Origin of the sequence: Pseudomonas sp. RL, assembly GCF_000647775.1 — a bacterium.
GTDB classification, from domain to species: Bacteria; Pseudomonadota; Gammaproteobacteria; order Pseudomonadales; family Pseudomonadaceae; genus Serpens; species Serpens flexibilis.
Genome location: NZ_JBOY01000038.1, coordinates 14121 through 27706, shown reverse-complemented (window position 1 = coordinate 27706; position 13586 = coordinate 14121). Strand labels below are relative to the sequence as shown.

At 66.3% G+C, this 13586-nt stretch carries 12 protein-coding genes; all 12 read left to right on the top strand.

The annotated features are described in order from the left end of the window. Window positions 1–10: 10 nt before the first annotated feature. Genes AS93_RS0107120 through AS93_RS18875 form a run of 12 tightly spaced genes read left to right on the top strand, consistent with a single transcriptional unit; the run spans window position 11 to window position 13584 of the window. The gene (locus AS93_RS0107120) at window positions 11–751 is read left to right on the top strand and encodes a sugar transferase (RefSeq protein ID WP_051587374.1); all 741 of its coding nucleotides are present in this window, start codon (window positions 11–13) and stop codon (window positions 749–751) included. 45 nt (window positions 752–796) lie between these two features. After that, on the top strand, window positions 797–1462 hold the full coding sequence (locus AS93_RS0107115; RefSeq protein ID WP_051587376.1) for a CpsD/CapB family tyrosine-protein kinase: 666 nt from the start codon (window positions 797–799) through the stop codon (window positions 1460–1462). A gap of 11 nt (window positions 1463–1473) precedes the next feature. Next, window positions 1474–2478 carry a polysaccharide biosynthesis/export family protein gene (locus AS93_RS0107110; RefSeq protein WP_027589974.1) on the top strand — a complete coding sequence of 335 codons (1005 nt, stop codon included), beginning with the start codon at window positions 1474–1476 and terminating at the stop codon, window positions 2476–2478. A 5-nt stretch (window positions 2479–2483) separates the two neighbouring features. Beyond that, window positions 2484–4076, top strand: coding sequence for a Wzz/FepE/Etk N-terminal domain-containing protein (locus tag AS93_RS0107105; protein ID WP_027589973.1), 1593 nt, complete (start codon window positions 2484–2486; stop codon window positions 4074–4076). Further along, the gene (locus AS93_RS0107100; protein WP_037008682.1) at window positions 4049–5182 is read left to right on the top strand and encodes a glycosyltransferase family 4 protein; all 1134 of its coding nucleotides are present in this window, start codon (window positions 4049–4051) and stop codon (window positions 5180–5182) included. The genes AS93_RS0107105 and AS93_RS0107100 overlap by 28 nt, the downstream gene beginning before the upstream one ends. Next, on the top strand, window positions 5173–6558 hold the full coding sequence (locus AS93_RS0107095) for an O-antigen ligase family protein (protein ID WP_027589971.1): 1386 nt from the start codon (window positions 5173–5175) through the stop codon (window positions 6556–6558). Before AS93_RS0107100 ends, AS93_RS0107095 begins: the two co-directional genes overlap by 10 nt. After that, window positions 6555–7523 carry a glycosyltransferase gene (locus tag AS93_RS0107090; protein WP_027589970.1) on the top strand — a complete coding sequence of 323 codons (969 nt, stop codon included), beginning with the start codon at window positions 6555–6557 and terminating at the stop codon, window positions 7521–7523. The genes AS93_RS0107095 and AS93_RS0107090 overlap by 4 nt, the downstream gene beginning before the upstream one ends. Beyond that, window positions 7516–8667 (top strand): glycosyltransferase family 2 protein, encoded by a 1152-nt coding sequence (locus AS93_RS0107085; RefSeq protein WP_027589969.1) that lies wholly within the window; start codon window positions 7516–7518, stop codon window positions 8665–8667. The genes AS93_RS0107090 and AS93_RS0107085 overlap by 8 nt, the downstream gene beginning before the upstream one ends. Before the next feature lie 9 nt (window positions 8668–8676). Beyond that, window positions 8677–9678, top strand: coding sequence for a polysaccharide deacetylase family protein (locus AS93_RS0107080; RefSeq protein WP_027589968.1), 1002 nt, complete (start codon window positions 8677–8679; stop codon window positions 9676–9678). Beyond that, entirely contained in the window at window positions 9675–11000 is a 1326-nt protein-coding gene (locus AS93_RS0107075; protein WP_027589967.1) for an oligosaccharide flippase family protein, read from the top strand. The genes AS93_RS0107080 and AS93_RS0107075 overlap by 4 nt, the downstream gene beginning before the upstream one ends. Beyond that, window positions 10979–12901, top strand: a complete 1923-nt coding sequence (locus AS93_RS0107070) for a hypothetical protein (RefSeq protein ID WP_027589966.1) — start codon at window positions 10979–10981, stop codon at window positions 12899–12901. The genes AS93_RS0107075 and AS93_RS0107070 overlap by 22 nt, the downstream gene beginning before the upstream one ends. Further along, entirely contained in the window at window positions 12898–13584 is a 687-nt protein-coding gene (locus AS93_RS18875; RefSeq protein ID WP_051587373.1) for an N-acetyltransferase, read from the top strand. The genes AS93_RS0107070 and AS93_RS18875 overlap by 4 nt, the downstream gene beginning before the upstream one ends. Window positions 13585–13586 lie beyond the last annotated feature (2 nt).

The following is a 13586-nucleotide window of genomic DNA, read 5'->3' as shown; positions in this document are numbered from 1 at the left end:
ACCGTTCGGCATGACTGCTTCGCATAGCAAACCGCTGCTGGGAACCCGCGAAAAGCGCCTTGATCCTGCACTGCGCAAGACGATCGGCGAAAGTCTCTATATCCAGGATCGGGGCTGGATCACGGGGCGCGCCGGTGGCCGGCCCTGGAACCTGTCGCATACCAAGCGCTGGCTGGACGCCGGCGGCGCCCTCCTGCTGCTGCTGGTGCTCTCCCCCTTACTGCTCGGCATCGCCTTGCTGATCAAGCACCACAGCCCCGGCCCGGTGTTCTTCGTGCAACAACGCACCGGCTACCGCGGTAGGCGCTTCGGCATGATCAAGTTCCGCACCATGGTGGCCAACGCCGAGGCGCTCAAGGAGTCCCTGCGCCATCTCAACAAGCACGGTGCCGATTCGGTCGACTTCAAGATCGACAACGACCCGCGGGTCACCCCGATCGGTCGCTGGCTGCGCAAGACCAGCCTCGACGAACTGCCCAACCTGGTGAACGTGGTGCTCGGCGACATGCGCTTGGTCGGACCGCGCCCCACCTCCTTCAACGCCTCGCGCTACCACCGCCACCACCTCGGGCGGCTCAGCACCTATCCGGGCATGACCGGGCTCTGGCAGATCTCCGGGCGCAGCGACGTCGATTTCGACGACCGCGTGAACCTGGACATGCAATACATCCACCAGCAGGGGCCGCTGCAGGATCTGCAGATCCTACTCAAGACCCCCGCCAAGGTGCTTTCCGGCCATGGCGCCGGCTAGCCCCTCAATCGCCTCGTTTTTTATCTGGAGCAGCCGTCCATGAAAATGCTCAGCGCCAACGAAGTCGGGCTCCCCGTGGAGCGTGACAAACCCATTCTCGAAGCCAGCGAGAGCAACCTCATCGCCACGGTCCTGAACCCGGCCTGCCGGACGCTGCTGATCACGGCGCCCAACGCCGGCTGCGGCGGCACCACCAGCGCGCTGACGCTCGCGCAACAGCTGGCCATGTCCAGCGCCGGCAGAGTGCTGCTGGTGGATGCCAGCCCGTCACCACGCGGACTGACCTCCCTGTACCAGCTCAACGGATCGCCCGGACTGCTTGACCTGCTGGCCAGCGACGATATGCCGGGGCTGCTGAACCAGTGCGTGTACCCGCACCCCGACCTGCCTTTCGATCTGTTGCCACTGGGCGTTCCCCATGGGCATGGCAGGCATCTGCTGCACGAGCAGATTCCCCAGCTGTTCAGCGTGCTCTCCGCGGGCTACCGCTTCGTGGTGATCGATGGCGAAGCCATCTATTCCAGCAGCTACAGCCTCGGCCTGGCCGCGCGGGTCGACGGCGTGATTCTGGTGGTGCGTGGCGAGGAAACCCGCTGGGAAGTCGCCCAGGCCGCCGTCCAGCGCCTGCGCCAGGCCAATGCCAATCTGCTGGGCAGCATTTTCAACGCACGTCGTTACTACACGCCGAAATGGCTGTATCGCTATCTGTGAGGGAGACAAGGATGAACGTCACGAAAGGACTCGCATCAGCTCTGCTGCTGGGCACCCTGCTGGGCTGCAGCAGCCAGGAGCGCATCATGCAGGCCCAGATCCTCTCCGCCCCCGAGGAGATGGCCGGGCGCACCGAGATCCTGCCGATCCGGCAGGTACTGCGCCCGCATGACGTGCTGGAGGTGATCTACCACATCGCACTGGACTCCAACGCCGCCTACCGCATCCAGAGCGGCGACCAGTTGGACCTGAACTTCATCTCCGCCCGAGGCATGAGCGGCTCGAAGACGGTCATGCCGGACGGCACGGTCAGCCTCGAGTACGTGGGCTCGGTGAAGGTCACCGGCCTGACCGTCAAGGAAGTCGAGGCCAAGCTGACCGAGCTGTATGCCCAGACCCTGCGCAACCCGATCATCTCCGCCTCGGTACCCCGGGCCCAGAGCAACCTGCAGAACCTGCGCGACACCCTGTTCAGTCCCGGCAGCGGCATGAGCCGTGACATCACCATCGGCCCGGACGGCCGGGCGACCTTCCCCATGCTGGGCAGCATGGCACTGTCGGGTGTCACCCTCGACGAGCTGCAGAAGACCCTCAGCCGCCGCTATGCCTCGGAGGTCGGTCCGCTAAAGGTGGACGTGCTGCTCAAGAGCAGCGCGGCCAACGAGGTCTTCGTCCTCGGCGAGGTGGGCCAGCCGGGGGCCTATGCGGTCCGCCGCCCGATCTCGGTGCTCGAGGCGCTTACCCTGGCCCGCGGCTATACCCCGCGCTCCAACCTCAGCGAGGTGATGGTGGTCAATCGCCAGGGCGAACAGGTCATCACCCGCACCTACGACATCAAGTCGGTACTCAAGGACAAGGCCGCAGCGATGGCCTACCTGCAGCCCGACGACCTTCTGTTCATCCCCAAGACCGGGTTGGCCGAGGCCGGCGACACCATCCGCCAGCTCTCCGACCTGATCCTCTTCAGTGGCTTCAACTTCGGCTTCAGCTATGAAGTCAACAACGGGAACGACTAGACGTCATGAACCAGACCGAAAACTACCTGCATGAATTCCTGCGGATATTTTTTGCCAACCAGCGGCTGATCAAGCGGGTGTTCCTGTTCTTCGCCGCGATCACCCTGCTGATCCCGGTGCTGGCCAAGCCGACCTTCGACATCACTGCGGAAGTGCTGGTGCAGTCGAAGAAGCTTCCCCAGATGGATCCCAGCGGCGGCGCGCTGAACAAGCTCAGCGACGTGTTCGTGCCGCCGACCCTGATCGACATGGAAACCGAAAGCAGCATCCTGCGCTCGCCGGCGCTGGTTCGCCGCACCGTCGAGCAGCTGTATGCCGAAGGGCACTTCCAGGAGGAGCCGGGGCTGCTACAACGCTGGGTGAGCGATCCCTGGCGCCGCCATGTCAGCGAGCCCTTCCAGGCCCATGTGCTTAATCCGCTGCGCGAGCTGTTCGGCATGGAGGTCGAGCCGATCCGCGACAACCTGCTCGATGCGCTGGCCATGATGGTGCTGGAAGACCTGGAGATTCAGACCCTGCCCGGCTCGAACGTGATCAGCGTTGCCTACAGCGCCGGCGAGCCGGTGTTCGGCACGCTGCTGATCAATCGCCTGCTGGACACCTACCTGATCCATCGCCAGGAGCTGTACTCGAACGACCTGCCCCTGGACTTCTACGAGCAGAAGAAACTGCAGTACCAGGAACGCCTGAAGGGCCTGGAAGAGCAACGCCTGACCCTGCTGGAAGGCGCCAAGGCCGCCAACCCGGACGAGGAGATCACCTTCCTGCTCAGCGCCATCAACCAGGAAGAACTGAACCTCAGCCAGTACCGGGACCGGGCACTGGAAGGCAACCGCTGGCTCGACTACCTGCAGAAGAGCCTCAACGTGGCCAGCCAGGCACGCCTGAACGACTACAGCTTCCCCTACACCTTCGCCCAGACTCTGGAGAACGCCACCTACGACGACCGCGAGATCCGCCAGCTCGGTGACCGCCTGATCGAGCTGGTCAGCCAGTACGGCACCGAAAGCGACATCTTCCAGGCCGACAGCGTACCGATGCAGACCCTGCGCGCGCAGATCCAGCGCGCCCGCCAGCAGTTCCTGCAGGTGGTGAGGAACCGGATCCAGGAGCGGGAGAAGAATCAGGAAATCGTCACCGGGGTGATCGCCCAGAAAAGCGAGCGCGTCGCCGAATACAAGAGCCGCATCCGCGATCTGCAGGGCATCCAGTCGCAACTGCGCCAGCTGAACACGGAGATCGAGGCGCTGCATCAGGCGTTCTTCGCCTATACCCAGCGCTACGAAGAAAGCCGAACCAGTGACGTGCTGGGTGCCCTGTCCAATGCGCGCATCCTGACGCGGCCGTTCGAACCCACCGAAGCCACCTTCCCGGTGCCCTCCAAGGTCATTCCGCTGGGCTTGCTGACCGGACTGCTACTGGCCATCGCCCTGGGCTACATCCGCGAGTTCTTCGATCACCGCTTCAAGCACCCGGGTCAGGTCGGTGAGCAGCTGGGCCTGCCGGTACTCATGACCATCGACGCCGATGATCCCGACCAAACCGACCCGCACAAGACAGGACGTCTGCCATGGATTCGGCACTGGGCTGCCAGCTGACCGCAACACGGGACGCGCCACAGCGCATCGTGCACCTGCTCGGCAGCGGCGGCTTCTACGGACTGGAGCGCATGCTGCTCGACCACTGCCTGCATGTGCCGGGGAAACATCAGGTGTGGCTGCTCAGCGGTCCCGACAGCCTGTTTCAGCGTTTCGCCGCAGCCGGCGTGGAGATCCGCCGCTGCGGCGGCGGGCTGCGCGAATTGCTGCAGGCCATACGCCAGACGCAATTTGACCCGGCCGGCCCCCGGCTGCTGATCAACGCCCACGGTTTCAAGGGCCTGGTGCTCGGCTGGCTGGCCGCTTGCCGTTTCGGCCTGCCGCTGATCGCCACCCAGCACGGCTTCACGCCCAGCAACCGCAAGCAGCGCGTGTACACCTGGCTGACGCTGCAGCTATGCCGCACACCGCAGGTGAAGGCGGTGGTCTGTGTAGCCGACAGCATTGCCCGCCTGTTGCGCAAGGCCGGCGTGCGCGGACACAAGCTGCATGTGCTGCCCAATGGCCTGCCGGCAAGTGCTGGACAACCGGTCGGACGTCCGGCTGCGGCCCCACCGGCGCCGCTGCTGGGCTTCGTCGGTCGGCTCAGCCTGGAAAAGGGACCGGACCTGTTCGTCGAGCTGGCCATCGCGCTGTGTCGACGCCATCCGGCGCTGTCAGTGGTACTGCTGGGTGAAGGTCCGCAGCGCGCAGAACTCGAAGCACGCATCGCGGCGTCTGGCCTTTGCGGACGCATCCTGCTCCCCGGCTACCAGGAGCGGATAACCGACTGGCTGAGCGCGCTGACCGTGCTGGTCCTCAGCTCGCGGACCGAGGGAACACCCATGGTGCTGCTGGAGGCCATGCAGCTCGGTACTCCCATCGCCACCTTCGCGGTAGGCGGGATTCCCGACGTGCTCATCCATGAGCAGTCCGCGCTGCTCAGTCCGGCCGAGGATCTGCCCGACCTGATCACCCAGACCGAACGCCTGCTCAACGACCCGTTGCTGCGCCAGCGCCTGGCCGAACGGGCCCGTCAGGTTCAGCAGGAACGCTTTCACCTACCTGGCCAGACCGCACGCTGGGACCAGCTCTATCGTCGCGCGGGAAACCCTTCATGGCATTGATACTTCCGCTGTCCCTGCTGCTCGGCCTGACCATCGCCGTCCTGTTGGCCGGTCCCCTGCCGTTCGTGGCGCCGCTGCTGGCGCCCGCACTGATCGCGCTCGGCGTGCTGTACAAGCATCCCGCCTGGGGCATTCTCGGTCTGGTGGCGATGATTCCGGTCGAGGGCCTGTTCCCGGAGGGCAGCGCCATCACCGGCGGCAAGCTGGTGGGCTACACCCTGATCCTGGTGGTGGCCTTGCAGCTGCTGCTGCGCCAGCTGCCCGAGCAGCGCCTGCGCAGCAACCTGTGGAAGCTGCTGCTGCCATTTCTGTTCTGCTATGTGCTGAGCATTCTCTACAGCCGGCACATTCCCCTGTCGCTGGAAACCCTGCGCCAGCTGTCGGTCGGCCTGTCACTGTTCGGCCTGACCCTGCTGCTCTACAAGGAGCTCGACCTGCTCTGGCTGGCCCGTCTGATGGTGCTAGGTGTCAGCGTCAGCGGCGTCATCGCGCTGGACAACATCGACGAGCGCACCGGCCGCTCCCTGGGATTGCTCACCGATCCCAACTATTTTGCCCTGCTGCTGACCACCGCCATTCCGCCCGCACTGCTGCTGGCCCTGCGCGCCCGCCATCTGCTGATGCGCCTGTTCTGGCTGGGCCTGATGGTGTTCCTGATCTTCGGCCTGACCAAGACCGGCTCGCGTTCGGGCTTCCTGATCTTCCTGCTCTGCCTGTTGGGGGCGCTCTGGCACTTTCGCGCCTACCGCCGCTACATCCAGCCGCGCCACTTCGGCTTCATTCTACTGGCGCTGATGATCGGCGCCCCGCTGGCCTTCCAGGCATTGCCCGATGAGTACGTCGAGCGGGTCAAGACCCTGGCCTTCATCAAGCAGGGAGTGCGCTCCTACGACGACCCCTCGCTGGGCCGCCGCACCTCCTATCTGGTCGTCGGCAGCCAGGTGATTGCCGAGCATCCGTTGCTCGGTTCGGGGCCGGGCACCTTCCCGCTGGAATACGCCGAGTCGGGCTTCGCCGTGGCTTTCTCCCTCAGCCCCAATGACCCCAACCTGCACCGGGTCGCCCACAACACCTATATGGGCATGCTCAGCGAGGTCGGCCTGCCCGGTGGCCTGCTGTTCATCGCCCTGGTGCTGCTTGGCCTGAAGAACTTTCAGCACGCCCGCGCGCACTGGCTCCAGGCTGGCGACAACCATCGCGCGCAGCTGGCGGCCTTCATGGGGCTGACGTTTCTGGCCCTGAGCGTGTTCCTGCTATTCCTGAGCATCCCCAATAGCAAGCTGCTGTGGATCCTGCTGGCCATCTCCAGCGGCATGCGCCTGGAAACCACCGAGGCGACCGCGGCGGCCACCCTGCCGGAGGCACGTCCCGCATGAGCCAGGCCATCAGCGTCGTCATCCCGATGTTCAACGAGGCTCGGCACATCACCCGCACCCTACAGGCCGTGCGAGCGGCCGCCGAGCGCGCCGGGTGCGAGTGGGAAGTGATCGTCGTCGACAACGGTTCCAGCGACGACGGTCCGCGGATCGCCCGGGAGCTCGGCGCCAGGGTACTGGACTGTCCTCGCCTCAGCATCGCCGCCCTGCGCAACCGGGGCGCGGCGGCCTCCCGACACGCGTGGCTGGCGTTTCTCGATGCCGACATGCAGGTGCCGGAAAGCTGGCTGCTGGAATGGAACAACGTTCGCCAGAAGGACTGCGCCGACGTGCTCGGACTGGTCCATCAGCCGCCACCGCAAGCGCCCTGGTACGCCCGCGCCTGGCTGCACAAGGTGGCCGCCGAGCGTGATCGCGCCACCCTGCTGGACTGGCTCCCCACTGCCAACCTGTGCCTGGAGCGGCACTGGTTCGAGCGGGTCGGCGGCTTCGATGAGCGTCTGCGCACCGGCGAGGACAAGGACTTCAGCCTGCGCCTGGGCCGCGCCGGGGCCCGCCTGCTCAGCCTGCCCACTCCCACGGTGCTCAACTGGGGCTTTGAAACCAGCTGGCGCGAATGGCTGGGCAAGGAGCTCTGGCGACAGAACAGCCTGGTTCAGCTGCTGCGTGGCAACCAGCTCAATCCACGCCTGCTGCGCTTTCCACTGCTGGCGGCTGGCCACTGGGCGGTTACCGCATTCGCACTGCTCCTCCTGCTGCTTGGTCAGCCGCTGACGGCTCTGGGCGTCTTCGCCCTCGGCTGGTTGCCAGCCGCCCTGCTGACACTGCGCCATCGCTACAACCGCCGACGCCCGCTGCTGGCGCTGCGTCTGCTGCTGCTGCACTGGCTGCGCATGCACGTGGCCGGACTGGCCCTGCTGCTCGGATTCCTGGACTTGACCGCACGGAGGCCCTCACGTGGCTGAAGCACTGTTCTGGCTCTGCCTTTTCCTGCCCTTCTTTGCCTACCTGGGCTATCCCGCCCTAGTGGCGCTCTACGGCTTGCTGCAGCCGCCGCCCCGCATGGCGCTCCCCGCCGAGCGCCCGCGGGTAAGCCTGATAGTCGCCGCCTACAACGAGGAGCGGCACATGCAGGCCAAACTGCAATCGCTGCTCGACGCCGATTACCCGCACGAGTTGTGCCAGATCATCATCGCCAGCGATGGCTCCAGCGACGCCACCGTGTCGCTGGCTCAACGCTTCGCCGACGAGCATCCCGACCACGACATCCGCGTCCTGGACCTGCCCCGCGGCGGCAAGGCCGAGGCCCTGAACGGGGCGGTGTCGGTCGCCGACGGCGATATCCTGGTGTTCAGCGATGCCGACACGCTCTGGGAGCCGGACACCCTGGCGCAGCTGGTGCAGCCATTTGCCGATCCCCGCGTCGGCGCCGTGGCCGGCAACGTGGCCATTCCCTCGTCCGGCCGGGCCCTGGCCATCGGCGACCGCCTCTACCGCGCCTACGAGTCCTGGCTGCGCCGCCTGGAAAGCCGTACCGGCTGCATGGCCTCCGCCGATGGCGGATTGCAGGCGCTGCGCCGCGAACTGTTCCAGCCCGTGCCGGGCGATGTGACCGACGACTTCTTCCTGACCACCTGCGCCTCGGTGGCCGGCCGGCAGATCGTCTTCGCCGAAAACGCCCGGGTCGTGGATACCGGCGTGGAAACCGCCGGCAACCAGTTCCGACGCCGGCACCGCATCACCACCCAGGGCCTGCAGAGCCTGGTGCGCCGCCGCGAATTGCTCGATCCGCGTCGCCACGGCTTCTTCGCCATCGGCCTGCTGACCCACAAGCTGCTCCGCCGCCTGGTGCCGATCCTGCTGATTCCGCTGCTGCTCAGCAATCTCTGGCTCTGGGACAGCGGCGCGTTCTATCGCTTCACGCTGCTCGCCCAGCTGAGCGGCTACGCCGTCGCCCTGGTCGGCCTGCTGGGCCGTCATCACCGCCTGCCGAAGCCCTTCCGCCTGGCCGCCTACGTGCTGGTCACCCTCACCGCCATCGGCGCCGGCGTCTGGCACTTCGCCAGTGGCCAACGCTTCAGCCAGTGGAATCCGCAACAGAATCGCTGAGTAACCTCCATGAATTTGAAACAGGCTCTCAAGGCCGGTGCCGGCTGGTGCTATCTGCACAACCCCCTGTCCCGACGCCAGCAGGCCGAGGGCGTCATTCTCATGCTGCACCGGGTCATTCCGGACGACCGGGAAGCCGCCCTGCCGCACCGCCGGGAGCTGTGCATCGGCAGCCCGGCCTTCGAAAGGCTGTTGCGCTGGTTGCGCAGCCACTTCGAGTGCGTGCCCCTCATGGAGCTGCTCGACCCGCATGCCGGACCTTCGGATCGCCTGCGCGCGGCGCTGACCTTCGATGACGGCTGGCGAGACAACGCCAGCCAGGCCTTTCCGCTGTTGCAGCGCTACGAAGTGCCGGCCAGCATCTTCCTGTCCACCGACTTCATCGGCACGCGACGCCACTTCTGGTGGGAAAGCCTTGGGGAAACACTCTGGGGCCGGCACGGCACGGCCGCCTGCGGACAGCTCTGCACCCGTCTGCGCGAGATGGGCGCATCACCCCCTCCGGCCATTCTCGACGCCAGCGACCCACTGACGCGCAGCACCGCCCTGGGCCTGTTCCTGCAAAGCCTCAAGCGGCTGCCGGGCGGCGCCCTGCAGGCCCTGGCCGACAGCTGTCCGGCGGATGCCGAGCCCCATGCCCTCGACTGGGAGCAGGTGCGCACCCTGGAGGCCTCCGGCCTGGTGCGTTTCGGCCCCCATGGCGCCAGCCACAGCATCCTTACCCAGCTTGACGCGCAGCAGTTGGAACGGGAACTGCACGACAGCACTGCGCTGCTGCAACAGCGCTGCCGCAACCCGCTGCCGGTGTATTGCTATCCCAATGGCGACCATGACGAAACCGTGAGGCGCCGGCTCGGCAGCCACCGTTACCGCTATGCCCTGGGTACCCGGCCCGGCCTGTTCAGCGGCCGGGACGACAGCCTGGCGTTGCCACGTATCGGTGTCAGCCAGCTGAATGCCGTTCGACCGTCGTTGCTGGCCTGGCGAATGATGCAGGGTGAGCGGGCATGAGCAAGCGCCACTTCCTGCGCCAGATGCTGCAGAGCGTGGGCACCAGCCTGGCCATGCTGGTGCTGCGCCTGGCACGTAACATCCTGCTGGCACGCATTCTCGGCCCCGCCGACCGGGGCCTGTTCGCATTGCTCAGCGCCATGCCGGAGATGATCGGCGGCATCACCAGCGGCGGTCTGAACACGGCGCTCGGCTATCAGTCGGCGCGCCAGCGTCCGATGGGCGCCCTGCTGGCCCTGGTGCTGGTGTATGGCTGCCTGTTCTCGGCGCTGGCCACCCTGGTGGGTGTCGTCCTGCTGCGCAGCCTCGGTCAGGATCTGGACCTGGCCCAGGAGCTGGGCCTGCTGGCCTGGCTGCTGTTGCTGGTGGTGCCCCTGTTCGTACTGAAAAGCGCGCTGTTCAATCTGCACAACGCCGATGGCCGCGTGGGCGCCTTCAACAGCCTGCGCCTGATTGAATCCCTGACCCCGCTCGCGCTGTTCCTGGCGTTGTTCTGGATCTGGCAGGACATGGCGCTGGAGGCGGCGGTGATCAGCTGGATCGGCGGGCTGTCGCTGGCGGTCGTGGTCGGCCTGTGTCTGCTGGCGCGCTTCCATGACCTGCACCTGCGCTGGAACCGCGAAAGCCGCCGGGAGATGCTCAGCATCGGTGGCAAGAGCCACCCGGACATCCTCTTCCAGCAGTTGCTGATGCGCGCCGATTACCTGCTGATCGGCCTCATGCTCGACAGCACCGCACTGGGCTATTACGCCATGGCGAGCGCGGCAGCCGAACTGCTGATCATCGTGCCGGAGGCGGTGACCACGCCCCTGATGAAAAAACTGCTGCAGCAGGGCGAGGGCATCGACGAACTGACCCCCCTGGCCCTGCGCCTGACCGGCACGGCCATGCTCGGCGCCTGCCTGGGCATGGCGGTGCTGGGCGAATGGCTGATCGTGCTGCTGTTCGGCGAGGCCTATCGGCCGGCCTACCCGGCCCTGCTCGCGTTGCTGCCGGGCATCTTCAGCCTCTGTTACGCCAGCATTCTGCACCTGGACCTGGTCGGCAAGGGTCGCCCCGGGACCCTGTCGTGGATGGCCGGCTTCGCCGCCGCGCTCAACCTGGCCATGAACGCGGTGCTGATTCCGCAGATGGGCATCGTTGGAGCGGCAATCGCCTCATCCACCGCCTACAGTGTCCTCACGTTGTCCATGCTGGTGCTGTATACCCGGCTCAGCCGGGTACCCGTCGGCAAGACCCTGCTGATTCTGCCCAGCGACATTGGCTTCCTTTCTTCCCATCTGCTGGCACGGAGGTCGGCATGCGAACCCGGCGGGCTCTGATCGGGCTGCTGCTCAGCAGCCTTCCCTCCCTCTCCCTGGCGCTGGAATGGTCGGGCATCCGCGACGGCGCGGTACATGTCTGGCCCACTCGGGAGGAACTGCTGCACATCGAATGGAGCCCGGCCTGGCAAGCCGATGCCAATCAGGAGCAGCTGTATCTGCAACGCGGCAACGGGCAGCTGGTGCAACGCTTCGCAATCCCTGCCGAAGAAGTGCAGGGACGACGCGAATGGCGGATAAAGCCCGACGACGACGGCTATCGCCTGGAGATTCCCGGCTATAGCTTCCGCCACTACCGGGTCCGCCATCCCGACACGGCCGCCTCGCTGTTCGAACCCGTCAAGCACCACTTCAGCCTGGAAACCGGCCGCGAGCTGGAGCTGTATTTCCGCGTTCCGGCCGGGGTCGGCGCCCAGCTGGGCGGTAAGCACCATGACGGGGTCAGGGCGTTGCACGCCGAACGCCTGAGCGACGGCAAGGCTCTGACGCTGCAGCTCAGGCGCCACGGCCTGTACCCGCGCCACGATCTGCTCTCCCTGCCGGTATCCGAGCGCGACGAAATCTGGCGCCTGCGCCTCGTTGGCACGGGCAAGGCCGCCTTCTGGCTGGACAACACCGACAACCTGTTCGCCCAGCGCCCCGAGGACCTGCGACGTCGCCCCAGCCAGGCCGAGGGCCGCGTCAACCTGACGTTGCGCGACAGCGTGGTTGGCCCGCCGGCGCGCCTGGGCATCGGGCTTCCCTACACGTTGCCGGAGGATGCCCAGTTGATGGGCGAGCTGCGTCCGCAGACGGCCGGCCACTACAGCTTCGTCAACGTGATGGCCCGCAACCCGGCACACGAACAGCGCTTCCGCCCCCAGTACCGGCACCGCTACGGCATCGACCACGACATTACGCTGATGGCCAAGACCGGGCGCGTGCACCTGCTGGACTTCGACGCCACCAGCCGAGCCGGCCTGAAGGCCTGGCTGGACAGCACCATCAGCCTGGGCAAGGGGGGGATCCATTACCTGTCGCCAGCGGACGAGCCCAACCTCAACTACCCCAGCTATGCGGCGTTCTCACGCTACTTCGCCCAGATGGCGCGACAGGTGCGCGACGACCCGCGCGCCCAGGCGGCGGGTATCCGCATCGCCATGCCGGCGTCCTCCCGACTGGTCAACGGCCCCACCATGCAGGGCGCACGAGACCGGCGCGGCCTGGACTGGGCGGCCCGATTGCTGGCCGAGCATGAGCCGCTGATCGACGCGCTGGCCTGGCACGAATGGTTCATACGCGACCTGCGCGCCACCGAGTGGTACCGCTACAGCGTGCGCCAGGCCGCCGACCTGGTCGGCTACACCCCTCAAGGGCGACCCCGCAAGGCCCTGCTGATCGACCAGACCAATCTGTCCAGCGGCAATACCGTCAGCCCCTACGAGCAGGAAACCCGGTTCGCCGCGCTGTGGTGGGCCTCGGTGGCCATCCAGGCCTCGCAGGATGGCTTGCTGGACATGCTCAACTGGTTCCTGCTCGCCGACGACGACCATCACTTCAAAGGCCTGCTGAAGCTGGAGGCCGGTGATCGCTACAGCCTGCGGCCGGTCGGGCAGGCCATGGTGTTCATGCTCGAGCACTGGGGTGATCAGGTGCTCAAGCTCGACAACGACGCCTTCGAGATCGATGCCCTGGCCATGCGCAGCGGCGTCAGGATGAATCTGCTGGGGGTGAACAAGGTAGCCCGCAACCAGCAGGTGCGCTTCGATCTGGACGGCACCCCCTGCTCGGGACTCGACCCTCCGCACCTCACCCTGTTCGGCGATGGGGCCACCCCCTCATCGCCCCGCTGTGAGGACACCGCGTGGCGTTTCGAGGTTCCGGGCGAAACCCTGTTCGCATTGACCTGGGAGCAGCCATGAAACTTCAGGAGCTCAACCGCAAGCTGCGGCGCAAGGGATGGATGGGTACGCTGCGCCTGTTCCGGGAACGCTTCATCTATGCGCACAACGAGCTGCACTGGTTCGCCCGCGAGCTGAGCCAGACGCCAATGAAGCTGCCGCGCCGGCACGCCTGGCGCTATGTGGATATCAGCCCGCGCCTGCTGCCGGCCTTTCGGCGCCACTTCCCCGAGCAGTTGGGGGTGATGGCCGACCTGCTTGCCCAGCCCGACCTGCATGGCTACGCCGCACTGGATTCCTTCGGAGACGTCTGCGCCTTCATGTGGATCAGCCCGCGCGACTACTACGATGGCCATTACTTCCGCAGCTGGTTCCCGGTGACACCCGGTGATGCTTATCTGTTTGCCCTGGAGATTGCACCGACCCATCGGGGCAGCGCCCTGTTCCTGGGCGGACAGGACTATCTCTGGCAACTGCTGGGCAGTCGCGGCTACAAGCGCGCGGTCGCCGTGGTGGACTGTCGCAACCGCATCATGCTGCGGCTCATGGAGCGCCTGGGCTTCCGTGAGGACGGCCGCAAGGTGCATGCCCACACCTTCTTCGGCGGCCTGCGCTTCACCGTACAGCCCGCCCGTCCCCAGTCACCCATCCCGGTCGAACGACCGGGCCTGCTGCCCAGCGGCAAATCCAGCGGCTGGTGGTGAGA